At 40.6% G+C, this 25,618-nt stretch carries 26 protein-coding genes; 9 read left to right on the plus strand and 17 right to left on the minus strand.

Translation table 11 applies throughout. The annotated features are described in order from the left end of the window. Positions 1-176: 176 nt before the first annotated feature. Together FC32_RS00340 and FC32_RS00345 are read right to left on the minus strand one after the other, a co-directional pair. Complete coding sequence (locus tag FC32_RS00340) at positions 177-737, minus strand: ECF transporter S component (RefSeq protein ID WP_025087268.1); 561 nt, start codon at positions 735-737, stop codon at positions 177-179. A 19-nt stretch (positions 738-756) separates the two neighbouring features. Continuing rightward, entirely contained in the window at positions 757-1,581 is an 825-nt protein-coding gene (locus FC32_RS00345; protein WP_056957177.1) for a pyridoxamine kinase, read from the minus strand. Positions 1,582-1,771: 190 nt separating this feature from the next. Between FC32_RS00345 and FC32_RS00350 the strand changes: the two genes are divergently transcribed. Next, the gene (locus FC32_RS00350) at positions 1,772-2,143 is read left to right on the plus strand and encodes a DUF1304 domain-containing protein (RefSeq protein WP_025087267.1); all 372 of its coding nucleotides are present in this window, start codon (positions 1,772-1,774) and stop codon (positions 2,141-2,143) included. Between the two features lie 67 nt (positions 2,144-2,210). Here the strand turns inward: FC32_RS00350 and FC32_RS00355 are convergent, their stop codons facing one another. Continuing rightward, complete coding sequence (locus tag FC32_RS00355) at positions 2,211-3,452, minus strand: NupC/NupG family nucleoside CNT transporter (protein ID WP_025087266.1); 1,242 nt, start codon at positions 3,450-3,452, stop codon at positions 2,211-2,213. Positions 3,453-4,291: 839 nt separating this feature from the next. Between FC32_RS00355 and FC32_RS00360 the strand changes: the two genes are divergently transcribed. Then, a complete protein-coding gene (locus FC32_RS00360) occupies positions 4,292-4,801 on the plus strand; it encodes an acyl-CoA thioesterase (protein WP_025087265.1) in 510 nt (169 codons plus the stop codon). A 46-nt stretch (positions 4,802-4,847) separates the two neighbouring features. On the opposite strand, the gene FC32_RS11045 is transcribed toward FC32_RS00360, so the two are convergent. Beyond that, complete coding sequence (locus FC32_RS11045) at positions 4,848-4,979, minus strand: hypothetical protein (protein ID WP_257576671.1); 132 nt, start codon at positions 4,977-4,979, stop codon at positions 4,848-4,850. A gap of 725 nt (positions 4,980-5,704) precedes the next feature. Between FC32_RS11045 and FC32_RS00365 the strand changes: the two genes are divergently transcribed. The 4 genes from FC32_RS00365 to FC32_RS00380 are packed head-to-tail and all read left to right on the plus strand — an operon-like array spanning position 5,705 to position 9,679. After that, on the plus strand, positions 5,705-6,550 hold the full coding sequence (locus FC32_RS00365; RefSeq protein ID WP_025087264.1) for an SAM hydrolase/SAM-dependent halogenase family protein: 846 nt from the start codon (positions 5,705-5,707) through the stop codon (positions 6,548-6,550). A gap of 32 nt (positions 6,551-6,582) precedes the next feature. Beyond that, a complete protein-coding gene (locus tag FC32_RS00370) occupies positions 6,583-7,134 on the plus strand; it encodes an ECF-type riboflavin transporter substrate-binding protein (protein WP_056957178.1) in 552 nt (183 codons plus the stop codon). A 3-nt stretch (positions 7,135-7,137) separates the two neighbouring features. Continuing rightward, entirely contained in the window at positions 7,138-8,856 is a 1,719-nt protein-coding gene (locus FC32_RS00375) for an ABC transporter ATP-binding protein (RefSeq protein ID WP_025087263.1), read from the plus strand. Further along, entirely contained in the window at positions 8,849-9,679 is an 831-nt protein-coding gene (locus FC32_RS00380) for an energy-coupling factor transporter transmembrane component T family protein (protein ID WP_025087262.1), read from the plus strand. The genes FC32_RS00375 and FC32_RS00380 overlap by 8 nt, the downstream gene beginning before the upstream one ends. A 34-nt stretch (positions 9,680-9,713) precedes the next feature. Here FC32_RS00380 and FC32_RS00385 read toward each other — a convergent pair whose 3' ends face one another. The 6 genes from FC32_RS00385 to FC32_RS00410 form a co-directional block, all read right to left on the minus strand. Continuing rightward, positions 9,714-10,223: a hypothetical protein gene (locus tag FC32_RS00385; protein WP_025087261.1), complete on the minus strand. Its 510-nt coding sequence runs from the start codon at positions 10,221-10,223 to the stop codon at positions 9,714-9,716. A gap of 47 nt (positions 10,224-10,270) precedes the next feature. After that, positions 10,271-10,789 carry a hypothetical protein gene (locus FC32_RS00390; RefSeq protein WP_025087260.1) on the minus strand — a complete coding sequence of 173 codons (519 nt, stop codon included), beginning with the start codon at positions 10,787-10,789 and terminating at the stop codon, positions 10,271-10,273. An 89-nt stretch (positions 10,790-10,878) separates the two neighbouring features. After that, positions 10,879-11,709: a pyruvate formate-lyase-activating protein gene (gene pflA, locus FC32_RS00395; protein ID WP_025087259.1), complete on the minus strand. Its 831-nt coding sequence runs from the start codon at positions 11,707-11,709 to the stop codon at positions 10,879-10,881. Positions 11,710-11,752: 43 nt separating this feature from the next. Continuing rightward, complete coding sequence (pflB, locus tag FC32_RS00400; protein ID WP_056957179.1) at positions 11,753-14,014, minus strand: formate C-acetyltransferase; 2,262 nt, start codon at positions 14,012-14,014, stop codon at positions 11,753-11,755. Between the two features lie 189 nt (positions 14,015-14,203). Continuing rightward, positions 14,204-15,052: a hypothetical protein gene (locus tag FC32_RS10820; protein ID WP_025087258.1), complete on the minus strand. Its 849-nt coding sequence runs from the start codon at positions 15,050-15,052 to the stop codon at positions 14,204-14,206. A 21-nt stretch (positions 15,053-15,073) separates the two neighbouring features. After that, a complete protein-coding gene (locus FC32_RS00410; RefSeq protein WP_025087257.1) occupies positions 15,074-16,333 on the minus strand; it encodes a glycosyltransferase family 2 protein in 1,260 nt (419 codons plus the stop codon). A 532-nt stretch (positions 16,334-16,865) separates the two neighbouring features. Here FC32_RS00410 and FC32_RS10485 point away from each other — a divergent pair. After that, complete coding sequence (locus FC32_RS10485; protein ID WP_155891462.1) at positions 16,866-17,006, plus strand: hypothetical protein; 141 nt, start codon at positions 16,866-16,868, stop codon at positions 17,004-17,006. Between the two features lie 380 nt (positions 17,007-17,386). Here the strand turns inward: FC32_RS10485 and FC32_RS00415 are convergent, their stop codons facing one another. From FC32_RS00415 to FC32_RS00445, 7 genes are all read right to left on the minus strand, one after another. Further along, on the minus strand, positions 17,387-18,685 hold the full coding sequence (locus FC32_RS00415) for an adenylosuccinate synthase (protein WP_025087256.1): 1,299 nt from the start codon (positions 18,683-18,685) through the stop codon (positions 17,387-17,389). Positions 18,686-18,876: 191 nt separating this feature from the next. Then, positions 18,877-19,176 carry a hypothetical protein gene (locus tag FC32_RS00420; protein WP_025087255.1) on the minus strand — a complete coding sequence of 100 codons (300 nt, stop codon included), beginning with the start codon at positions 19,174-19,176 and terminating at the stop codon, positions 18,877-18,879. A gap of 66 nt (positions 19,177-19,242) precedes the next feature. After that, positions 19,243-19,956 carry a MerR family transcriptional regulator gene (locus tag FC32_RS00425; protein WP_025087254.1) on the minus strand — a complete coding sequence of 238 codons (714 nt, stop codon included), beginning with the start codon at positions 19,954-19,956 and terminating at the stop codon, positions 19,243-19,245. Positions 19,957-20,093: 137 nt separating this feature from the next. Beyond that, positions 20,094-20,963: a glyoxalase III HchA gene (gene hchA, locus FC32_RS00430; RefSeq protein WP_025087253.1), complete on the minus strand. Its 870-nt coding sequence runs from the start codon at positions 20,961-20,963 to the stop codon at positions 20,094-20,096. After that, positions 20,963-21,367, minus strand: coding sequence for a MarR family winged helix-turn-helix transcriptional regulator (locus tag FC32_RS00435; protein ID WP_025087252.1), 405 nt, complete (start codon positions 21,365-21,367; stop codon positions 20,963-20,965). Before FC32_RS00435 ends, hchA begins: the two co-directional genes overlap by 1 nt. A gap of 135 nt (positions 21,368-21,502) precedes the next feature. Continuing rightward, positions 21,503-22,852, minus strand: coding sequence for an NCS2 family permease (locus tag FC32_RS00440; RefSeq protein ID WP_025087251.1), 1,350 nt, complete (start codon positions 22,850-22,852; stop codon positions 21,503-21,505). A 167-nt stretch (positions 22,853-23,019) separates the two neighbouring features. Further along, positions 23,020-23,883: a MurR/RpiR family transcriptional regulator gene (locus tag FC32_RS00445; RefSeq protein WP_025087250.1), complete on the minus strand. Its 864-nt coding sequence runs from the start codon at positions 23,881-23,883 to the stop codon at positions 23,020-23,022. Positions 23,884-24,133: 250 nt separating this feature from the next. Here FC32_RS00445 and FC32_RS10875 point away from each other — a divergent pair, with 250 nt between their 5' ends. Both FC32_RS10875 and FC32_RS00450 read left to right on the plus strand, forming a co-directional pair. Then, positions 24,134-24,340 (plus strand): PTS transporter subunit EIIB, encoded by a 207-nt coding sequence (locus FC32_RS10875; protein WP_202812947.1) that lies wholly within the window; start codon positions 24,134-24,136, stop codon positions 24,338-24,340. Next, positions 24,303-25,604 carry a PTS transporter subunit EIIC gene (locus FC32_RS00450; RefSeq protein WP_202812948.1) on the plus strand — a complete coding sequence of 434 codons (1,302 nt, stop codon included), beginning with the start codon at positions 24,303-24,305 and terminating at the stop codon, positions 25,602-25,604. Before FC32_RS10875 ends, FC32_RS00450 begins: the two co-directional genes overlap by 38 nt. Positions 25,605-25,618 lie beyond the last annotated feature (14 nt).

Raw genomic sequence — 25,618 nt, forward strand, 5'->3', positions numbered from 1 at the left:
AACCCTGGACCCACGGATTAAGAGTCCGTTGCTCTGCCAGCTGAGCTAACCACCCAAATTATCAACAAAAAATATTATATCAAAGAACTCAAATAAGTACAAGTAAAATTTAAAAAAATAAGATCTAGGTGATACACAGTCCCCCTAGATCTTATTTACTAAATTCAGTTGTTACATTATCCTCGGCGCGTTTGCACCAATGCGTAGATTTTTTTGATGCTGAAATACAAAAACGGTGCGCAGATCGCCGTTGAGATCGAGTTGACAACAGTGGCAGGTAAGCTAAAAAACGAAGCTACCAGTGCTGTTTTAAAACTCGTTCCTACCATTAATGCTTCAATGATCGAAGCTAAATACGAAGTAAAGACCTTGGTGACCCCTGCAGTGATCGCTAAGATCGTAATATTTCGCTTACTATCGACATACCCGAAAGCTTTGAAAAGTCCGGAAATTATCAAGGCTACAACGATGACCTCTAGCATCGTCAGCCACGAGACAGCGAGATAGCCATTTAAGATGTCAAATCCGCCTAGACCGATGAGCCCGGCCAGCATACCATTGCGTTTACCTAAAAATAAGATCGCCGTTACCGTTAAAGTATTACCGAAGTGAATAAACGGACGCCCGACCATCGCAGGGATCGGGATCCGCAATACCCACACTCCGATATAGATCAAGGCCGCAAACAATCCGGTCAAAATGACCGCTCGCAGTGTATTTTGCTGGTCACGCAACATTGTACTTCCCTCCAAAAAATCATAGCTTTTCCAGTAAATAAGGTAGTGCTTTGGCATAATTGACGCCAAAACGCTCATCACGCGGAGTCGGTGTCAGTTGGATCGCACGGGAAATAAATTCCATTGCGACCTTCGCAGCAACTTTTACCGTTTTTCCCCTTAAGATCCCAGCTAACAGGGCACTGGCGAAGAGATCACCCGTTCCAAAATAGTTCCCAGCCAATTTGGAACAAGTTAAACTCCACACCTCGCCTGCTTCATAGCCGATCACCGCAATATTTTCACCGAGATCGACCCCGGTCATGATCGCAGTTTCCAACCGAAACTTCTGTGCTAAGCGACATAGTGTCTTTTGTGCTTGTTCAAGCGTGATTGGAGAAGTAGTCAAAGCCTCACCTAAAAGTAGTTGGGCTTCCGTTAAATTAGGAGTCACGATCGACGCACGTTTGACTAATTGACGCATCTTAGCAACATAGTCTAGGTCAAATCCACGGTAAAGCTTACCGTGATCAGCCATTACAGGATCAACTAAAATAAGCGCATTGTCTGTCTTCAATGTGTCTAAATGCTTCAAGATCACAGTTAGCGGTTTGACGCCTAAATATCCCAGATAGACCGCCAGAAACCGCAACTGCAAGGTTTGCCAATGTTGGAGAATGCGTGACATCTCAGAAGAAAGATCCAAGTAGGTATTTTCACCAAAGCCACCCGTATGTGTAGACAAAAGTGCGGTTGGTAAAACATCAGGACAAAAATCAAGTGCGCTCAGCAAGGGTAAAGCGACACCCAAAGACACCTGACCCACACAGGAAAGGTCTTGACTGATCAAAACATTGGCTTGCATTTAGTCACATCCTTTTTTCCATAACACTTATTAGTTACTGGAGCGCTCAAACATTAGAGCTTGTATGTATTATATCATCTTTAAAGACTAGTCACCACGGCATTTGAAATTCTTTTCCCATTAATTATCGAAATGTTGTGCGCAATTCAGTATAATAATTATAGCTAATATGTTATAGGAGGAAATTTTTATGTCGATTTTTTCAACAGTATTGATTTTCATCGTCGCTCTAGAAGCTTTCTACATCATGGGGTTAGAGATGTTTGCTTCTGATGAGAAGTTACATCAAGTATTTGGCATGAGCGAAGAATTTGTAAAAATGCCCGACACTAGAACGTTAATGGCCAACCAAGGGCTCTATAACGGTTTTATCGGGGCTGGTCTACTGCTCTCCCGCTTTGTGTTACCTGCAAATGCCCAATATGCTGGCAGTTTGATGTTTGTGATCTTTGTGATCATCGCTGCAGTCTACGGTTGGCTCAGTGCAAAAAATCCGCGGATCTTACTTGCACAAGGAACGCCAGCGATCTTAGCGTTACTTTCACTTTTGATCTTTCACTAAGAAACCAAAAAAATTCGGCTACTGTCTTAAAACAGTAGCCGAATTTTTTATTGTCTTGCTATTATTTTTACCAAACGTATAAACCAACCATTGCTGCAGATAGAAGGGAAACTAAGATCCCAGAAAGCAACATATAGCCAACGTTTTTAGAGATAAGATCATTCTTTTCACGATCAACGATACCCTTAAAGCATCCGATGATCATCCCAACTGTTGAGAAGTTAGCAAATGAAGTTACAAAGACTGTTAACACTGCTTTGTAGTGTGGTGCAAAGTCTTTGATCGTTTCGGTAACTTGTCCCATAACAACGAATTCATTTGTAACTAACTTTGTCCCCATGTATTGGGCAAATTGGAAAGCTTCACCGTGTGGCAAGCCCATCAACCATGCTAAAGGATACATGATGATCCCTAAGATGTGTTCCAATGATAACCATGGATTGATCAAGCCAAGTAACTTATCGATCAAAGCTGCTAAAGCAACAAAGGCGATAACGTTAGCCGCAATGATCAAAATCAAACGACCAGCACCTAAAATAGAATCACCTAAGAAGGAGAAGAAAGGTTCTTTTTTAGCATGACCATTTGCATCAACGTCGCCGATTTCAGTTTCTGCCATGGCAGAGCCTTTCATCGTAGCGATCGTATCTTCTTCTGGTGAAACTTTAACTGGGTTAAGCAAAGCAACTACGATCAACGCATTGATCACGTTAACTGGAACCGCCGTTAAAATATATTCACCAGGCATCATTTGCGTATAAGAACCAATGATCGAAGCTGTAACACAGCTCATTGACATCATCGCTAGCGTCAAATTACGCTTAGCATTGATTTGTTTAAGTTGGAGTGATGAAACAGCTAATGCTTCTGTGTTACCAAGAAACATCATTTCGATCGCAAAGAAAGATTCAAACTTAGGTTGACCAGTGATAAACGATAAACCACGTCCGATCCATTTAATAACCCAAGGTAAGATCCCGATATAAGTTAAAATATCAAACAATGGAACGACCATCAAAATTGGAAGAAGCACTGACACGAACCAGTCCATTTGCTTAACATTGACCATGCTTGGGAGCGCAAATTCGATCCCGACATAAGCAATTTTCATCAATTCGTTAAAGCCAGCTGCTGCCCCATTAACAATTGCACGACCACCTGAGAAACTGGTCAAGAACCACGCTAACACAAGGTTAAAGATAACCATTGTGATAACACCACGCCAATTGATCTCTTTACGGTTCTTAGAAAAGATGATCCCGACCGCTAAAAAGACCAGTAAACCTAAAACATTTATTGCTAAATACAAGATATTTTCTCCTCTCTGTATCATAAAATAATAGCAATGTATAAATGATTGTAAAACTTCAATTAGTATATCTAGTTAGCGCGTATTTGTAAACAATTTTATTAACTTCATTTAATTTTGAAAAATAATAAAAATATCATTTTATCGCTAAAAAGATACGTACCAATCAGCTGTTTTACCCCTAACAAACCTTAATGATCCGTCAAAACGGCGTTCGGAATGTACCGAACGATTATCTAGAAATTAGATAATTAATTAAAAAATAATATTTTAAACCATTTTTAGTTTAACAAAGATCACGCGCATGGTAAAGTCAGAAATTAAAAATGTAAGCGCTTGACATTTTGCTGATTTTTCGTATAATAAGAGATGAAAAGGAGGCTTATAAGCCTTTTTATCCCAAGCACGTACTCGCGTTAAACCTTAGCGCAACAAGACATCTAGCCTAGTTGCTTAGATGCATGAAAGAAGGCTTACTTCTCCTTTTGGATCCACCCTACAGTTCAAATGAACGGATCGTCGATAATGTAAAATAAGATCGTGAAAGAACAAGACTGCGACGATGAAAGGTCCGTTTGACTGTCATTTATATATTTAAAGAAGCATAACTGCGTAAGTACAGTTATGCTTCTTTTTTAGCGCCATTTCTGGCTTTCTAAAAAAAATCCGAATGTTTTAAATCAAGACGATTGTTTTATTTCGCTTATTTTATAGCATGTTAGCTAGCGATTTAGCAACTTTGATTAATTACCTTTAAGTTTTATGCGAACTAAGCGCTAACTCGGCCACTGACATGGATATGTTACAATTAAACCGTAAATCAAAAAGGACGTGATCTTATGAGTACTACTATTACTTGTCGTCAAACCCTTGCTATCACGAGCCACCGCATCTTAGCAAGTGATTTAAACGAACACGACACCGTCTATGGGGGCGAATTGTTGTCCCTATTAGACGGGACTACTTCGATTTCTGCTAGTCGCTTTGCGCGCACCCAATGTGTGACTGCAGCAGTCGACAACGTCAATTTTTTAGCCCCCTTTGTCCTAAACGATTCGTTGTGCATCGAAGCTTATGTAACTGGAGCTGGCAAGCGCTCGATCGAAGTTTTTGCAAAAGTTATCGGTGAACACTTAGAAACTGGGGAACGCTTTTTAGGGATGACCGCATTTTTCACCTTTGTTAGTCTAGATAAAAATAAAGAACTCCCCCAACTAAAGGCTCAGACAGCCGAAGAAAAAGCTCTTTGTCAAGGCTACTTAGCGCGCAAGCAATTGCGAGACCAAATGCGTAAGCTCCACCAAACCACCCAAAACCAATTGTCCCTCGAATTTCCCTGGTTAATATAAAAGAGGTATGCTGACTTTTAGCATACCTCTTTTTGATAAAGACTATTTACTTGTTGATCGTACCTTGACTTCGCGTTAAATTCAATAATAGTTCGATCGCTTCTTTATAACTGCAAGACCGCTCGTCCATAACAGTCTTGATCAACTCTTCTGTTGACGTCTTGGATGAGATCGTCATGAATATAGCCTCCTCGCTTCGCACATGGCGAACATTCGTTCATTTATTTTTGTTACTTTTCTATTCTAGCGCGTCCACTCCAAAAAAGAAAGAGTTAATATTGTTCAATTTTTTTATGTATCTAAAATGATTGCGCCATTTCAACGAATTACGCCACTAAAAAAATTTTGTTGCCGTTTTTTATACATTTTTTATGGCAAATATGCACAAAGCTTGTTAGACCAATCATCTGACTTTTTTATTAGTCACAACCACCAAAAGCTTATTCAACTTGTTTTCATGCATATTTCCAAAAAATTGTTCCGTTTCCATAATTTTTATTTTACTTATATATAAATAATTAGTTATCGTATTTTCGTTCATTCTTGATAAAATTTAGTGGATCTGACCTAAAGTAATTGACGCCTACGTAAAAAACCGCTATAATCTCCCTAACTTATAAAAAGTATCGCTTTGATGAGAAGAGCGGCTGACACTAATTGACCAGAGACTGAGACATATGCTGAAAGTTTCAGATGGCGGCCAAAAATGAACTCTGAGCTGCTTAGGGGTGCAAGCTTCTAAGCCGGTGTGGATCGTTAAAACCTTGAGACTAGCTTGTTAGTCTCCGAGGTGATTAGTGTGAGCTGATCACAAATCAAGGTGGTACCACGGTCAAACGTCCTTGGCGAATATTCGTCAAGGGCGTTTTTTGTTTATTTGACCAACAGAAAGGAGCATTTTTTATGACAAACAAACAACTTGTATTGCAAACCGATTTTGGCTTAGGTGATGGAGCTGTTAGCGCGATGTACGGGGTCGCTAAAACGATCTCCAAAGATCTCTTTATTGCTGATCTGACCCACGAGATCACCCCCTATAACATTTGGGAAGCTTCCTATCGTTTATATCAAACGATCAATTATTGGCCAAGTGGAACTGTTTTTGTCTCCGTGGTCGATCCAGGGGTCGGAAGTACGCGTAAAAGTGTCTGTGCGCTAACTAAAACTGGTCATTATATTATTACGCCAGATAATGGTACTTTGTCACACGTCGCTCGTTTCTTTGGTTTAAAAGAGGTCAGACAGATCAATGAAAATACCGAGCGCCTGTCACACTCGGCAGAAAGCCACACTTTCCACGGGCGCGATGTTTACGCCTATAACGGTGCACGCTTAGCTAGTCAACAGATCGAGCTTAGCGACCTTGGTACCCCATTACCAGTTGATCAGATCGAAACTTTAGAGCTTTTAGAACCACAAGTCGCTGACCAAACGATCACGGGTATGATCGACATCTTAGATATTCGTTTTGGGTCTTTATGGACTAATATTCCACTAGAAGCGCTCAAACAACTCGATATTTCCCGTGGGGATACTTTAGTGACCACTATCTCACATCAAGGAAAAGAAGTTTATCGCAACGAAATCCCATTTGTACGTTCTTTTGCTGATGTGGCCTTAAATGAACCTTTGATCTATATCAATTCACTTGTTAAAGTTGGGATCGCGCTCAACCAAGCCTCATTTTCACAAGTTCACCACATTGGTACTGGTAACGATTGGCAAGTTACTTTGCATAAATCACGTTAAAACGTCATAATAAATTGAAAGGAGTTTATATTATGAAAAAAGAATTATCCGTTAAAAGTGTCGTAGCGATTGGGATCGGCTCGGCGATCTTTGTGATCTTAGGGCGTTTTGCCTCGATCCCTACCGGCATTCCTAATACTAGTATTGAAACAACTTATCCCTTCTTAGCCTTGTTTGCTGCCATTTTTGGACCATTAGTCGGTTTAGCAACTGGTTTGATCGGACACACGTTAAAAGATTTTATCAGCTATGGTTCCCCGTGGTGGAGCTGGGTCTTATGTTCTGGTTTGATTGGCTTTTTATTTGGGTTGATCGGTAAGAAATTACGGATCGAAGAAGGCATCTTCAACAAAGAAAATATCATATTCTTTAATTTTTTCCAGATTATCGCCAACTTCTTTACTTGGAGCTTAGTCGCACCGACTTTAGATATCTTGGTTTACAGTGAGCCCTCCAACAAAGTATTCTTACAAGGAATCATTTCTTCGGTTTCAAACAGTTTAGCTGTCGGGATCTTAGGGACACTTTTACTCAAGGCATATGCCAACTCACGAGTCAAAAAAGGAAGTTTACACAAGGATTAGCTTATGGAAAAACCAATCATTTCATTTAAAGACTTTTCATTTCAATATGTAAGTCAAGCAGAACCAACCTTAAAAAATATCAACCTTGAGATCTATCCGGGACAAAAAGTGCTCATCGCAGGCCCTTCTGGGAGTGGAAAATCTACCCTTGCCAAATGTTTGAATGGTTTGATCCCTAACGAAGACCACGGTGAGATCCACGGAAGTTGTACGATCAATGGGCGTGCAATCACCGAAACATCATTGTTTGACCTTTCATTTACCACGTCTACGATCTTACAAGATTCCGATAGTCAATTTATCGGACTAACTGTTGCCGAAGATATTGCCTTTGCCCTAGAAAATGACGCTGTTTCGCGCGCCGAGATGCAACAGATCGTTGATAAATGGGCCACTGAACTAAATCTTCATGACCTCTTGAACCATTCACCCCAAGAGCTTTCTGGGGGTCAAAAACAACGTGTCGCTTTAGCGGGTGTCTTAGTTGATGGTTCCCCGATCTTACTTTTTGATGAACCATTAGCGAACTTAGATCCCGTCTCAGGACATAAAACGATGCAATTGATCGAGCAGATCCAAGCCAAAACTAACGCTACCGTGATCATCATCGAACACCGTTTAGAAGAAGCACTCACTTGTCCACTTGACCGTGTGCTTGTCATGTCAGATGGACAGATCATCGCTGATCAAACACCAAATGAGCTCTTGCGGACAGACATTTTGCCAAACGCGGGGATCCGACCACCATTATACGTTGAAGCACTAAAGGCCGCTAACGTTGATTTAACTAAGATCCCTGATCTTGCTAGCGTCCAAAAACTTCCAGTGTTACCAGAAATCACCCAAGCTTTAGCAACACTTAAAGGCAGCACGACTCTCAGCAACAATGAAACCCCGGTACCACAACTTAGCTTAGAAAATGTTTCTTTTAGCTACTCGGCTGAGCAAAAATATCCCCTTTCAAATATCAGTTTTACTGTTAATGCGGGGGATTTTATCAGTATTGCAGGACAAAATGGTGCAGGCAAAACTACTTTGGTCAAATTGATCTGTGGTTTCTTACAAGGTTCGGGCAAAATAACCTGGGAAAACCAAGATCTCGCCCAAACTTCGATCAAGGAGCGTGCCGAAAAGATCGGTTATGTAATGCAAGATCCTAACCAAATGATCTCGCAAAAAATGATCTTTGATGAAGTTGCCCTGGGCTTGCGCTTACACGGAATCACCGATGAAAATGAGATCAAACAAAAAGTCGCCCATGTTTTAAAAATCTGTGGGTTATATCCGTTTAGAAACTGGCCGATCTCGGCTTTAAGTTACGGGCAAAAAAAGCGGGTTACGATTGCTTCAATCCTAGTCTTAGAGCCTAAACTCATCATTTTAGATGAACCAACTGCCGGACAAGATCAGCAAACTTACACTGAGATCATGCAGTTTTTACAAGAATTAAATGAACAACACGGTTGCACGATCATCATTATTACGCATGATATGCACTTGATGCTTGAATACACCAAACGCGCTTTGGTGTTTAGCCAAGGGCAATTGTTGGCCGACCTAACACCAGTCCAATTGTTGAGCCAAACCGAATTGCTCAAACAAGCTGATCTGCGCCAAACAAGTCTTTACCACCTAGCTCAAAAATATCAGCTAGCCGATACTGATTCTTTTATCGCTGGCTTTGATCAATTAGTCCACCAGAAAGGAGAGCACCATGAATAATCAAAATATCCTCGGTTATCAACCTCAAGATAGCTTTATTCATCGCATCAATGCTAGCGCCAAGCTGTTCTTCTTTTTAGTTGTTTCAATCGCATGTATGACAACATTTGACACCCGTTTTTTGTTATTTGTGGCGCTTTTTTCCGTCGCCTTATTTAAAACGGCGCATTTAAAATGGCAGCAAGTGTCATTTATCGTCAAATTTATCATCTTTTTTTCGCTCTTAAATTTGATTGCTGTCTTTATCTTTCAGCCTACATACGGAGCGCAACTATACCATTCAAAAGATGTTTTACTTTCGGCGGGCTATTTTACCGTGACCGCTCAAGAGCTCTTTTATCTAGCCAATGTTGCCTTAAAATATTTCTGCACGGTTCCATTGGCATTGCTCTTTTTACTTACGACCGATCCAAGTTCATTTGCTTCGAGTTTAAATAAGATCGGCATTAGCTATAAGATCAGTTATGCCGTTGCCTTAGCGCTACGCTATATTCCAGACATTCAAACTGCTTACTGGAATATTTCAGCCGCCCAACAAGCGCGCGGAAATGAACTTTCTAAAAAAGCGAGCCTGATGACGCGCCTCAAAGGCATGGTCAACATTATCGTGCCCTTGATCTTTTCTAGTCTAGAACGCATCAATACGATCAGTACGGCGATGCAATTACGGCGGTTTGGTTCTAAGAAAAAGCGGACGTGGTACACGCAACAACCATTCACAAAAACCGATTTTTGCGTTGTCGCTTTAGCTATCTGCTTATTTTTGACAACACTTTATTTATTCAAATTAAATCACGGACGATTTTATAATCCATTCAACTAAAAAAAGAGGTCTGAAAAATTTCAGACCTCTTTTTTTAAAATGCTAGGGCAATTACTTGTCCGATAACAAAAATAATTACGTAAACTCCGGTAACTTGTAAACTACTTTTCATATTTTTATTTGTTAAAACGTAATAACAGCCAAAGAAAATAAGGAACTCAAGGATCGAAGTTGCCCAACTGTAAGACATTATTTTGTTACTAAACATTAAAAACGTAGCCATAAAAATATTGACGACACTATATTTGATCGCTAGCGCTAAATATAGGGCATTTTGATACTGCCGGGTATTGGCGACCATTAATACTAGCGTCCCGATCCCCCAAGTCACTAAAAAAGCAATGATTGCACCAACAATGCCCCCGATCAGCGCAAACGTCAAAAAGGTACTCGAATTGATGTTACTTTGGGATAAGCCTGATTGGCTGAGAAAAGTTGCTGTGTACCTACTTGTCATATAAAAAGTCAAGGCACTGGTCAAAACGACCAAGATAAATAACCCAACTTTTGCTAGAACCGATAACTTTAATTCTTTTTCTGGCATAAATTCACCTTCATTTCTTTAAAATAACCAATTTTAGTATACCGTCATTAGTATAGCGGAAGACAATACCAAAAGATAATACTTAACACTAAGTTTAAACAAAAGTATCCTGCTAATAAGATAAGTGTCTTTTTTAAAGTTTGTTTCGATAAACAGTAATAAACTATCCCAAATAATCCCAGTTCCAACAGACTTGCAACGAGTTGGTAGCGCATAAAAGTACCTAGATAGGCAACAATACTAGCCATAACGAGATTTGTGGTCGTCGTCGCCACAACCAGCCCTAAATAAAGCGCTGGTTGCTCGGTCTCAGGTGTGATCAACTTGAGCAGTAGTTTACCCACACCCAAATTAAAGGCAAACGTGATCGCACCGCCAATAAAGCCAGCAATGAATTCAAAAATTATTAACTTTACAAAATTCGCATTGCGCAAGATCGTACTGACTAAAGCCATCTGCGTTGAATTTTGACAAAATGAATATATTAAAAGACTGTAGCTAAACAAAACCACAAACGTCATCTCAATTTTATGCTTTTTAGATAGCGCTAGTTCTTCTTCGCCCATCTACTCACTCCTAACTTAACTTCTTGACTTGGCTAAATTGTAACACTAAAAAGGCAGAGACACCACGGTCTCTGCCTCTTTTAAAAGATTTATCGTCTTTCTTCTTTTGTATTGACACCTGGTTTCCAAGTCAAATATCCCTTGTAATCATCAACACACAGCAATTTTTCAGCATTTTCTACCCGATCTTGTGTCGGTGGCTCAACGCCTTCTAGCCGGTATTTGATCCCCATCTCCTTATATTTGTGGACCCCCATCGTGTGATACGGCAAGACCTCAACTTTTTCGACATTGTCTAACGTCTTGATATATTCTCCGAGTTGCTTTAGGTATTTGTCATTATCAGTGATCCCTGGGACCAAAACGTGTCTGATCCAAACTGGTTTACCTATTTCTGACAAATATTCACACAAATCAAGGATGTTTTCATTCGGGAAACCCGTCAAGAGCCGATGCTCATCTGAATTGATATGCTTAATGTCAACTAACAAAATATCGGTAACTTCGAGCAATTTATTGAACAGACTAAACCAAGGTTCACGGCGCGTAAACGGAGCACCACATGTATCTAAACAAGTACTGATACCCAATTCTTTACACTTAGTAAAAACCTCTAACGCAAACTCTGGCTGCAATAAGATTTCACCGCCAGAAAGCGTGATCCCACCATCTTCGCCCCAAAAGGCACGGTAGGGTAAAGCCTTTTCCATTAGCTCACTTGCCGTCATTTTTGTGCCAACATTTTTCTTCCAAGTATCGGGATTGTGACAAAACTTGCACCGCATATTGCATCCCTGCATGAAAGCCACAAATCGAATCCCCGGGCCATCTACTGCGCCAAAGGTTTCCAGGGAATGCACGTAACCTAAGACCTGGCCATCTTTCATTGGAACTGGATTGATATATGGATTAGCTTTCATCTTTACGCCGCCTTTACTTTTGACAGTTATCTGCTGGATTTAATTACATTGAAGTGTGGAATGTTCTTGAGATAACATCATCTTGCTGTTCTTTGGTCAAGTCAGCAAAGTAAACGCAGTAGCCCGAAACACGCACGGTCAACGTTGGATATTCTTCTGGATGTTTTTGTGCATCAAGTAAAGTATCCTTATTGAAGACGTTGATGTTTAAGTGGTGACCTTCATTTTTCATATAGCCACTGATCATGTTTACTAATGTTTTTTCTTCTAATGTTTCATCATGACCAAGAGTCGATGGTGTTACGGCAAAGGTATTGGAAATACCATCTGTCGCATAACGGTATGGTAATTTAGCAACAGAAAGAAGTGAAGCTAAAGCACCATTTGTTTCTGCTCCATAAGCAGGGTTAGCACCTGGTGAGAATGGTTCACCAGCTTGACGTCCGTTAGGTGTTGTCCCTGTATTTTTACCATAAACCACGTTTGATGTGATCGTCAAAACAGAAGTTGATAATTTAGCACCACGATAGAGATGATGCTTATTCATCTTGGTGTAAAGTTGTTTTACTAACCAAGATGCGATCTCATCAGCACGATCATCGTTATTACCATAGCGTGGGAAGTCATTTTCAGTTTCAAAATCAACTGCCACACCATTTTCATCACGAATAACTTTGACCTTACCATATTTGATCGCAGAGATGGAGTCTGCTGCCACAGCAAGACCCGAGATCCCTGTCGCAAAAGTACGATCTAAACGAGTATCTTTCAAGGCTAATTGTGCTGATTCATAGTAATATTTATCGTGCATGTAGTGGATGACGTTTAAAGCATTAACGTAAACGTCTGCGACCCATTCTAACATGTCATCAAATTTCTTCAAGAATTCATCATAGTCGATATATTCTGAAGTAATTGGTGCGTAAGCTGGACCACATTGCATCTTCGTCAATTCATCGACCCCACCGTTGATCGCATAAAGCACTGTTTTAGCTAAGTTAGCCCGCGCCCCGAAGAATTGCACTCCGTCAGCGATCGGTTGTGCGGACACACAACATGCAATGCCATAGTAATCTGTGCCCCATGTTTCCATCATGAGTTCATCGTTTTCATATTGAATCGTTGAGCTTGCGATCGAAACACTAGCAGCATAGTTCTTGAAGCCTTCTGGTAAACGATCTGACCAAAGCAAAGTAATGTTTGGTTCTGGAGCTGCCCCCATGTTATGCAAGGTGTGTAAGAAACGGAAAGCCGTCTTAGTAACATGATGACGACCATCCATGCCCATCCCTGCGATTGATAATGTTGCCCAAATTGGGTTACCAGAGAACAATGAGTTATATTCTGGTGTCCGAATGAAGGTCACCATACGTAACTTCATTGTGAATTGATCGATCAATTCTTGTGCTTCTTTTTCGGTCAATAAGCCATTGTCCATATCACGTTTGATATAGATATCAATAAAGGAATCAATGCGTCCGATCGACATGGCAGCCCCATTTTGTTGCTTAATGGAAGCTAAATACCCAAAGTAAAGCCATTGGATCGCTTCTTGCGCATTAGTTGCAGGATATGAAATATCGTAACCATAAGAAGCAGCCATCTTTTTCATATCTTGTAAAGCACGAATTTGTTCGGAAACTTCTTCACGCATTCTAATTACTTCGTCAGTCATTTCACCATCGCCGTAATTAGCAAGATCTTCTTTTTTAGCTGCGATCAAACGGTCGATCCCATAAAGTGCTACACGTGGGAAGTCAGCAATGATTCGGCCACGACCGTAAGAATCAGGTAACCCTGTCACGATCTTATTGTGGCGCGCACGTTTGATTTCATCATTATACGCATCAAAAACACCTTGATTGTGTGTCTTATGCAACTCAGTAAAGATTCGTTCCGTTTCTGGATCGATCTCCATCCCGTAAGCTGCCAAGGCAACTTTGGCCATCCGGATCCCACCATATGGCATCAAAGCTTTTTTCATTGGCTTTTCAGTTTGCAAGCCAACGATTTTTTCTAAATCTTTATCTAAATAACCTGGTTCGTGTGAAGTAATTGTTGAGACCACTTTAGTATCAGCCTCTAAAACCCCACCAGCAGCACGTTCTCTTAACTTGATATCAACTAACTTATCATTAAGTTTTGTCGTTGCTTCAGTTGCTTCTTCAAGGAATGATTGATCACCATCATATGGTGTATAGTTGCGATTAATGAAATCACGTACATCGATCTCGTTTTGCCAGTCACCGCCCTTGAAGCCGTTCCAAGCAGTTGTCACTGTTTCTTTACTGTTGTCTTTGAGCATCTATATTCCTCCCTTTATCTGAATCCGATTGACCAATAACATTGTAAGCACGTACTAAAGCGTTATTGCTAACGCTTTCACCATAATACTAATCCAAAACAGCATTTAAATACAAGTAAAAATACCGTTTTTTTGTATTTTTTTAAAATTCAGACAAACTTTTAAAAATATAATTTACTCAAATTAAGCTTAGCAATGCTTAACATTTACCACACGCTTAACACAAAATCTTGGTGCATTTTTTTGTGCATGTTGCTTTTTATTTGGAATAACCTTGATCACACATTTCTTTGGATGATGATGTTGTGGTCTTGGTTGTGGCTTTGGTTGCGGTTGTGGCTTCGGTTGTGGCTGTGGTTTTGGATCTGGCTTAGGTTGTGGCTTTTGTGGTTCAGTTGGCGCGGTTGGTGCGGTTGGTGCGGTTGGTGCCACTGGAGCTGTTGGAGCCACCGGTGCGGTTGGTGCCGTTGGTGCTTCTGGTGCAGTTGGTGCGGTGATCGCTGTACCGTCTGGATTAGCGGCTGTGCCTGCTGTACCGGCTGTGCCCGCCGTTCCTGCTGTACCTGCTGTACCGGCCGTACCCGCTGTGCCTGCTGTACCGGCTGTTGTTGGTGTTGATGCTGTCCCAGCTGTGCCTGCTGTACCTGCGGTTGGTGCCGTTGGTGCAGTTGGCGCTGTCGGTGCCGTTGGTGCTGTCACAGCTGGACCTTCCCCTTTAGCAGTTGGTGCGGTTGGTGCCTTAGGTACTTCTGGTGCAGTTGAACCGGTTGATGCATTTGGAGCTGTTGGTGCGGTTGGTGCGCTTGGTGAAGTCTTTGAGCCACCTTTTGTTGCTTCTGCTGAAACAGAAGTTGCTGTAGCAGTAGTTGTAGCTGTTTGAGTTGCTGAAGTTGTTGTCGCTTCACTTGTTTGAACTTGTGTAGTTTGAACTTCTGAAGTCGTGTTTGCTGCTGCTTGGTTTGCGCTAGCCACTGCACTTCCTGCAAATAAACCAAGTCCCAAGGCAGTTGTTGCCATCACTGCTTTAAATGTTTTCATGTTTTTTCCTCCATTTATTATCTAAGTTTCTTCCCCACCGAGATGGGCTGTTTTTACCCAACGATTTTTCCCCCGCACTTTTTTATAAAATGCAATGATGATCGCTACGTAAAACAGATAGTTATAAACCAACATCATTAAAAAAATATCAATTGCTTGGCGTACGCTTAAATTCCCCGTTTTTTTAGCGTACAACCACAAAATATAACCATTGATAATACCATTTATGAGTAATAACACTATTAGCACTAGCCAATATTGCTCGATAAATCCGAGCACAAACCCTAAAACGGCTAGGTTCGCTAAGCCCGTTACTAACGAGAAAAATGGTAAGAATAAATAAAACGACATTTCTAGTTTAGCTAAAAAGCTGAGATCTTTACTCCCCACGATCTTCGGCCAATAGCTAAACAAACAATCAAGTCCACCTTGAGCCCAGCGTGCTCGTTGGCGAATAAATGGTCGGACTTTAGAGATCGCTTCTTGATAAACGATCACATCGGGTGCGTAACGTGTCTTTTTCGCTTGTAATAAAAAACGCGTACTAAATTCAAAGTCCTCCAATAAGGCATTTCCCCATGGTTTCATGCTATCGATCGCTTGCATGCGGATAAATTGTCCATTCCCCGATGCAGCCGCATTTTTTAAGCGATTTCGAATGTTTTGGATCCAATTATTGATCACAATAAACTCTACATCTTGTAACTTTTGAAGATAATTTTGTTTTTTAAACATTCCCACTCTGATCTGTAAGAGATCGATCTGAGAATCTTGATCAAAAATTTCCAAGATCCGTTCATAGCCTGCGCGACCGATATAAGCATCTGCATCTAAAACACCGCACACGATATGATCATTTTTTTTAAACGAGGTCGCGAGTTTTTGATACGCCCAGTTAAGCGCTTCCCCTTTTCCGATCTGTGCATCTGGTAAAAAACGTCGCCACAGCCAAACACGCTCAAAGCAGCCAGCTTGAGCGATCGTTTCTCGCGCCACTTGCACAGTCTTATCACTTGACGCATCATCAACAATGATCATTTTGATTTGCGGTAAAGTTTCTGTACTAGTTAAAAAACGTTTGATCGTTTGTGCGATCACAACTTCCTCATTTAACGCTGGTACAAGGACGAACAATCTTTCTATTTTACTTACGGTCATAGGTGCTCCTTGTTCAACTCGATCTTTCCCCCAAAAGATCAAAAAAGCGACCCAGACCAAATAGATTCCCGTCCCTGCAAATGAGGCGCCAAAAACTATTTCATCTATTATTGAATTTTCCAAAAAACTCTCCTATTTATTTACACCTATTTTGTTGTAACTAATACTTTGGTGGCAATTGCTAGTCCCCCTAGCAGTAGTAGGTGGTAACAAACTTGCTTGCAGTTATTTTCACAATAACAAGCATTACCAATTTAATTCCAAAAATTATCTTTATTTTCTTGACCTAATATCTTTTTCCTTTGTTCTAAGTTGCCACCAGGATAATTTTTTAGTCTTTACAGCTAGATATGGTAGCTAATTTTTACTTGGCTACCAAAAACAATGAGTTCCACTTAATACGTGCAACTAACAAAAACATAACCTTTGAGCAGAGTTCCCCCTTACCCAATAACATATCCCACTAATAATTATACATTAATTTTAATAGCTTTTTAATTATAATTGTTGAAAATAAGCACAAAATTTGAATTTTTCCACTAATTTTTTAATTGTTTTTTAATACTTAAATGAATAAAAGTAAATTTTATGTATAAATAACCAAAATAATTTGGGCACAAAAAAAGCCCTTCAAGCGAAGAGCTAATTGGTGTAGATGACTAACATCTTGTCTTGGTCCGAAGTTGCTAGAGCAGAAACTTCAAAGACTTATGTCAGGTGGATCGATCGCATGAATTTGGAATCACTCAAACAAAAATCAACGCTAGGAAGAGAACGTCAATTTTTTCTTAACTAAGATCTTTTCCCCTAAGATCTTAGTTAATAGAGCTAACGCAACTATTACTAATTTTGTATAGTAATCAGAAGATGCTTCGACCGTTTTTTTGTTACAAATCTTATCCCCTAAAAAATGAAGTAAGCTTCGGTTTAAATATGGTGTAAGTGCATTAAAACTGAAACATTAGTTATTTGTTAACTACTTTTTTTAATTTCCCCAAACGATCGCAATCATTCCCCAAATTCATGCAATCATTTTATGTTTAAACTTTAACAATTATTTAATTACTTGAATAGAATAAAAAAAGAAAATTTGTATTTAGCATTATCAAATTTAACTTATTTACTTTTTGTATCTAAAAAAACACATGTGATCTACTCACATGTGTTTGAAGATTATTAAATTTCTTGCCAAACATCTTTTAAGACATTAGTTTGGTCACGGTCTGGTCCAACTGAGAAAGTTGAAACTTCCACGCCAACTAATTCTTCGATGCGTTTAATGTAATTACGTGCATTAACTGGTAAATCAGCTAAAGTCTTAGCGCCCGTAATATCTTCTTTCCAACCAGGAAGAGTTTCATACACTGGTTTACATGCAGCCAATTCTTTTAGGCTAGCAGGATAACGATCGATCTTTTCGCCGTTTAATTCATAAGCAGTACAGATCTTGATCTCATCTAAACCGGTCAACACGTCCACACAGTTCAAGCAAAGATTGGTCAAACCTGAAACTCGCTTAGAGTGACGCATTACGACACTATCAAACCAGCCGATCCGACGAGGACGCTTCGTAACAGTTCCATATTCATGACCCTTTTCACGAATATAACTACCGATCTCATCATGTAATTCAGTTGGGAACGGACCATCACCGACCCGTGAAGTATAAGCTTTGCAAGCACCCACAACTTTATTTACTTTTTCAGGACCAACGCCAGAACCGGTCGTGACCCCACCAGCAATTGGGTTAGAAGAAGTTACAAATGGATAGGTGCCGTGATCAACATCAAGCATTACCCCTTGGGCACCTTCAAATAAGACATGACCACCGTTGTCTAACGTATCATTTAAAATGACTGACGTATCAGCAACATATGGCTTGATCCGTTGTCCGTATTCATAGTACTCATTAAAAATCGTTTCAAAATCAAGAGGTTCTCCGTCATAGTCGTACATCTTTTGGAATAAACGATTCTTTTCTTCCAAGTTACGACGAAGTTTTTCCGCAAAAGTATCTTCCTCTAAAAGATCAGCGATTCGGATACCCACGCGCGCTGCTTTATCCATGTAGCACGGACCGATACCTTTATTAGTCGTTCCGATCTTGTTGTCTTTTTTGGCGCTTTCTTGTAAGCCATCCAAAACAATGTGGTAAGGCAAAATAACGTGTGCACGGTTTGAAACACGAAGATTGTCTGTTGGAACACCATTTTCATGTAAATATTCCAATTCAGCTACTAACGACTTAGGGTTGACCACAACACCATTGCCGATCACACTGATCTTATCAGAATAAAAGATCCCTGATGGAATCAAACGTAATTTATACGTCTTACCATCAAATGCGATCGTATGGCCGGCGTTGTCCCCACCTTGATAACGTGCGATAACATCGGCATTTTTACTCAAGAAATCCGTGATCTTGCCCTTGCCTTCATCGCCCCATTGACTACCAACAACTACTACTGATGACATATACAGTCCACCTCATAATATTTCTAAGCTTTTAAGCTTGCAGTCTTCAAAATAACGACCTTGATAATTGTAACAACCGCGCTCTCATTTTTCAAGTAATTACGAATATTAACTATCCAAAAAAGCCCTAAAATAATTAATTGCGAACTTTAAATTTCAAAAACACCATGAAAACACGTGTAGGCGAATAACTAATCCCACGGATCATAACGTCGAAATGGCAAAAGACTGCGTTCGCGAGACAATTTCTCCATTTCCTTAACGATCGCTAATGTCTCAGACGACATTTTGATCTTGCTTTGCCCTTTTAACACCGCTTCATAAGCGGCTTGAACCATCTTATCCATAATCACTTGTGGAGCGATTTGTCTTTTTTCCAATTGGTCTCGCCCATAAGCGACGATTTTTTGGAAAACAACGTCATCGGTACTTTGTGCAAATTTTTCGGTCAATTGTTTAGCCTGTGCGGCGATCTCTTTTCTACTTTTCATATTTTCACCCTATTCTCAGCTTTAATTCCATCTTACCCCTAGATGAAAAATGTTGCGAATAGTTAGCTATTTTTTAGCATAGATCTCCGGACAAAAACTCGTTTGGTGACAATTAGGGCACGTTAATTTCCGCGTTCTTGGGGTATGGGCCGACCAAAAGAACTCACGATAACTCGGGTTAAATTCAAAGTGACAATTAGGACAAATGTAGGCCACCCTTCGATAGTAATAACGAACTAATCCCGTAACAAGTAGAAGCGTGAGTCCAATTGCACCCCCGATCAACCACCATGAATGCCCAGTCAAGATCACATAAATCACACTACCCCACAAAATAACATCGATCAAAATCCCAATAATAACCATCTTTAACCGTAAATTGCGTAAATGTTTAGCATTTTCCATATTAATTGTCACTCCCCTTGCTAAATTTCCCGGGAAAACTGGGAAATCAGCCAAATTTTTTGCTAAATAATTCAGCTCAGCAGCACGTTTTTTAGCCTGAATCAAGACTTTTTCGTTTTGTGCTTGTTGACGTGCTAACATTGTCTGTAAGATCTTAGTACTTTCTTTTGTATCTAACAGTTGCTTGATATCTTTTAGCGTAAAGCCTAATTCTTTATACGTTAAGATCAAATTCAAGCGTTGAACTTGCGTGTCATCATACATGCGCCGATCACTAGCAGTCCGTTTAGCCGCTAGTAATCCTTGTTTATCATAATATTGCACCGTTCTTAAGGTGACCTGACATTTTTTAGCGAGTTGACCACTAGTGTACATTTTTTACTCCTCCTTTCACCTTTTAGAATAGTAAATGACGTAACGTCATGAGCAAGCAAAAAAATAAGGAAGTCACAAAAAATTTTTGTAACTTCCTTAAGTATGGATTTAAATTGATCAATTATCAAAGATCACGCTTAATTATCAAGGTCGGCTAAAAGTTCTTGGGTCGCTAAGATCCCTAATTTGTTAGCTGCTGCGGGACTATCTCCGGTCAACACATTGCGATCTTTGTGAACTTGTCCAGTTACATCTTGATTGATCACTTTGACCCCAAGTTTTTCCAAACGTTCACCTAAAAGCCACTTGAGTTGTCCTGGCAAATAGCCAATGTCAATGTTAGCTCCTTCATCTAAACTGTCAGGAAAGACAGTCATTTCATAGCTCGCAAATAAAAAGTCAGTTTCATCATTTTCATTGGCAGCCGCTAATAAGGCAGCTGGTCCGTGGCAAAGGGTGACGATCTTTTTCTCGTTTGCCATCGCCCATTGCAAAACTTGTTTAACTTCTTTACTTTCTGGTAGATCAAGCAAAGCCCCGTGACCGCCTGGGAAAAAGACTGCTACATATGGAGAATCCTTAGCTTCAACTTGAGGCAAAAGATCGGCTAATTTAGCTGGGGCTTCTAACTTAGGCAAAAGTTCATGGTAAAAATCCATTACGGCTTGATCTTCTTTTGGTAAAGCCCATAATTCAAATTTAACTTGATTCCCTGAAAGAGTAGCAACTTCGATCTCAAAACCGGCATGATGTAAGTGCATCAAGGGTAGTAACGTTTCGATCGGATGATTGCCCGTTGAGAAATACTTGCCATTTTTCATTTGTAAGTAACGCTCGTCAGTTCCGACCAATAATACTTTATATTTCTTAGCGGTTGCGACTGGTTCATTTTGATAGCCCGCAAAATCGGAAACTGGACTGGTGTAAGCTGCTAAAGAATATGCCGATGGGAAATATGCATTATGTTCAGCTTGATCGCGAACTGGTTTTTTACTTAATTCTGTCATTATTTTGCCTCATTTCTATTACTAAAATTGCTTAATTGTGCTTGATATTTGGCTAACACCGGTTCAACTAGGCGGTAAGCTTCCGCCAATTCTTCTTTACCTAAAGGGGTCAACGAGATTTGGACGCCACGCCGGTCACCTTTACAAACACAACGCGTGATAACGCCACAACTTTCTTCAAACCGTGTCAACATGCGTGAGGTGGCACTGATGCTAAGACCGATCTTTTCGCTAAGCGCACTGATCTGCAATTTATGTCCCTGTGTTTCTTTTAAACAATGCAAGACATAGAATTCATTTAACGTTAAGGCATGGGTCCCGTTAGTTAGTGCAACTTGCATTTCTTGTTGGAGCATTTTTTCTAAGCTTTTTAACTCCAACCATTGATTCGTCAAATTTTCCATCACGTCCACCTCGATAACTAAATATATATTTGTTTGCGCAAACAAATATATGATTAGTCTAGAACAATACTTACTATTTGTCAACAAAAAAACAGGCCCTACTAGCGAGCCTGTTTTTCAATTTTATTTAATTATTTAGCTGTGTGGCAAAATGTTTAATACGTATAACATGATGATAAAGACAAAGAATAGCGTCAAGACCACTGGATTTAATTCTTTACGACGACCAGCAGCGATCATGGTGATCGGATAAACTAAAAAGCCAAATGCGATCCCATAAGAGATGTTGTAAGTCAACGGCATTGCGATGATCGTCAAGAAGGCCGGTAAGGCGATCTCAAATTTTTCCCATTCAATATAACGCATTGATTGTGCCATCAAGGAACCAACGATGATCAAAGCTGGTGCCGTAACTTGGGTCGTTACGACCGCCAATAATGGGGAGAAGAACAAGCTAAGCCCAAACATCCCGGCAATCACTAGCGAAGTAAAACCACTTCGGCCGCCGACTGCGATCCCCGCCGAAGATTCAACGTAAGCGGCTGTCGGAGTTGTCCCCATGACCGAACCAGCCAACATGGAGATCGAATCAGCCATCAACGCCCGCCCGATCCGAGGCATCTTATCATTTTTCATCAAGCCAGCTTGTTGGGCTAACCCCACTAAGGTTCCGGCCGTATCGAAAAATGACACGAGTAACAAGACTAAGATCACGGCAAACATTTGTGGAGTATTGATATCACCTAAATGAGCGATCCCCACCCCAAATGTTGGGGCTAAACTTGGGATCCCAGAAACGATCTTACTTGGCATTGGGATCAAGCCCGTAACTAAACCTAACAATGCAGTCGCTAAGATCCCGATAAAGATCGAACCAGGGATCCGTCGTGCCATTAAAAGTGCGGTAACAAATAAACCAAAAATCGTTAACCAAGTTGTTGGTACCGTTAAAGAACCTAATTCAACTAAAGATGACTTGCTAGCGACAACTAAGCCACCGCCCTTTAAGCCAACAAAAGCAATAAAGATCCCGATCCCGGCTGCCATCGCCAGCTTTAAGTCATGTGGGATCGCATCGATCACGATTTCCCGAATTTTAAATAACGAAAGAATCGTAAAGATAACGGACGCAACGACGACCCCTGCCATGGCAGTTTGCCAAGAGATCCCCATTGTCAACACAACTGAGTACGTGAAAAATGCATTATCCCCTAAACCAGGTGCGATCCCGATCGGATAATTAGCTAAAAAGGCCATCAACGTACAGCCAATGATGGCAGAAAGTGCCGTAGCGGTAAAGACTGCTCCTTTATCCATGCCGGCAGCGCCTAAAATGCTAGCGTTAACGAAAAGAATGTATGCCATTGAGACAAAAGTCGTTAACCCCGCAACTGTCTCACGTTTTGTATTTGTACCTAATTCTTTGAAATGGAAAGTTCTTTCGAGCCAACTTCCTTTTGTAGTTGTTGCTTGTCCATTATCCAATTTTTTCACCTCTGAATTAATTTTACTTTGATTAGTATTACACGAATAAAAATAAAAATCAACCCTTAAATCGTTCGGTTTTTATCAAAAGGGATAAATTTTATTGCTCGATTCCCATTTGTGACCCAGAAATAACAAAAACCCCCGCAAAATACGGGGGTTAAAAACTAACGCTCTTTTAAAAAGATCTGCATATCAGCGTGTAAATGTTCGTAATGGGTCGCATAGTCTTTTTGAAAAACACCAGCGTAAAGATAATTCATGATCGTTGTCACCGAAATACTCGAAGTAAATGTACCTAATTTCACATTAGTACACGGCTTACTTTCAAGCGTTGCAATATCAAGATCAACATCAGTCAGCCTTGATAAGCTATTGTTGCCTTGCCCGGTGATCGATAGCGTGGGAACGCCATTTTCCTTTAACAGTTTGGCATAGCGCAAGCTCGAAGGCGTTTCGCCCGAATAAGAGATCACAATGGCGCAGTGGTCGGGATGCTTGAGCGCAGCTGATAACAGTTGTTGTTGATTATCTTGATAAATATGGACTTGATGATGGATCCGTCCCATTTTATACGCAAAATCATGCAACAAATTAACATTGCCCCCTTCACCGTAAATATCGATGCAAGTTGCATTGTTTAGAAATTCAACGGCAGTTTGGTAGGCTTTAGGTTTGATGACCGCCCGCGTTGCACGAATTGCGATCTCTTCTAGCGCGGTCAGCTGATCTAAGACCGTTTCAAACGGATCAGTGGCCGTAAACGGTATATCAGCGTCGACATAGAGATTTTTTTGCTTTCTTTGTTGATAACTGGAAATAAACTGGGCTTTAAATTCCGCAAAATTTTTGCAAGCTAATTTTTGACATAAACGCACTACGGTAGAAGCAGACGTATAAGCAGCCACCCCCAATTGGGCAGCTGTCGGGCTAGTTAAGATGATGTTGGGATCGGTCAAAAGTAGCTTTATGATCCCCTGTTCTGCCGTAGTAAAATTTTCTTGGCACCGCATTTTTTCGATTATATCCATGTTTAGATCCACTTCTCAAAATACTTATTTGGTAAAAAACACTTGATATTATGCAACAAAATTTCAATATGGTAGCCCTTACTTCACCATTTTAGCAAGGATCAGCCTAAACAGCCAGAAAGCATTTACATTTTATGAAAATATTTTTATAATCGGGGCAACAACAAGATTTAATCTGAATGGCCGTTCGTAAATCCAAGTTGATAGTTTTTATTTAGTGTTCAAAAAATACTTATAGGAAGTGAAAAAAATGGCTGGAAAATATGATGCTACCGCAAGTAAAATCATGACTCTTGTCGGTGGAACTGAAAATGTCTCATCGCTTATCCATTGCGTTACTCGACTACGCTTTGTTCTCAAAGATACAACTAAAGCTGACCGCGAAAAATTAGCTCAGACCGAATATGTTTTGACCGTCCTTGATTCTGGGGGGGCAACTTCAAGTCGTAGTTGGTAATAAAGTCGATAGTATTTACGATGCAATCATTTCAAAATATGATATCGGTAAAAATAACTCCTCACCTGCAACCGAGCCCGATGAACCAAAGAAAAAAGGTGTACTCAACACTTTAATGGAAACGATTTCAGGTATCTTAGTCCTAACTTTAGGTGTTCTTACTGCCGCCGGGATCATTAAAGGGGTCGTCGCTTTCTTAGCTCTTGATAATATCGGGGTCTTAAGCACAAAAAGTGGGACTTATATGATCCTTTATGCTTTAGGGGATGGATTCTTTTACTTCTTACCGATCATGCTTGGGTTTACCGCGGCTAAAAAATTCAAATGTAACGAATTTATCGGGGCTGCGATTGGGGCTGCGTTAGTCTATCCTGGAATGGTCAATATTGCTGAAACATTCCATCATGGCGACACGTTATTTACCGGATCAGTGTTTGAAATGACTTATTACAATACTTTCTTAGGAATTCCGGTAATTATGCCCGGCGCAAGCTATACTTCAAGCGTTTTTCCGGTCATTTTGGCAGTATACTTTGCCGCTAAGATCGAAAAATGGTGTAAAGAAAAGATCCCTGATGCACTTCGCGGGGTCTTAACACCGATTATCACATTGAGCATCACCATTGTCTTGGCCTACCTCATTATCGGTCCAGTGCTTAATGCGGTTTGTGGTGTGATCTCGCTTGTCATTGAGGCCTTATTCATCAACATCCCAGTAGTCGGCGGTGCGATCGCCGGTGGTCTGCTAGGTGGTGGCTTTGGAGTCTTAGTGCTCTTTGGTTTACACTGGGTCATCATCGGAATGGCCTTACAATTGATCGCGCTCAATGGCTTTGATCACATCATGGCCTGTGGTGGGATCGGACCAATGATCGGGATCTTCCAAGGTTTAGCACTTTGTTGGGCATGTCGGAAAAATCAAGCGATCAGAGACTTGGCGATCCCAGCAACGATCTCACAAGTCTGTGGTGTCGGTGAACCTTTGATGTACTCAATCTTGATCCCACTTAAAAAATTATTCTTGATCAATATCCTCGGCGGTTGCATCGGTGGTGCGATCATTGGTGCTTTAGGCACAAAAATGTATATGTTTGGTGGCAGTGGCCTCTTTGGAATCTTGAACTATGCCGGTGGTGGCGGGGTCCAAGATATCATTAAATACTGCATCGGTGTTGGCTTTGGCGCCCTCTTTACTTTCATTGCAACACTCGCCGTTTACAACGATAAAGAAGCAACTAAAGTGCTTGGCCACGTAGCACAATAATCGGGGGGATGATG

Source organism: Ligilactobacillus apodemi DSM 16634 = JCM 16172 (genome assembly GCF_001434405.1).
GTDB lineage: Bacteria > Bacillota > Bacilli > Lactobacillales > Lactobacillaceae > Ligilactobacillus > Ligilactobacillus apodemi.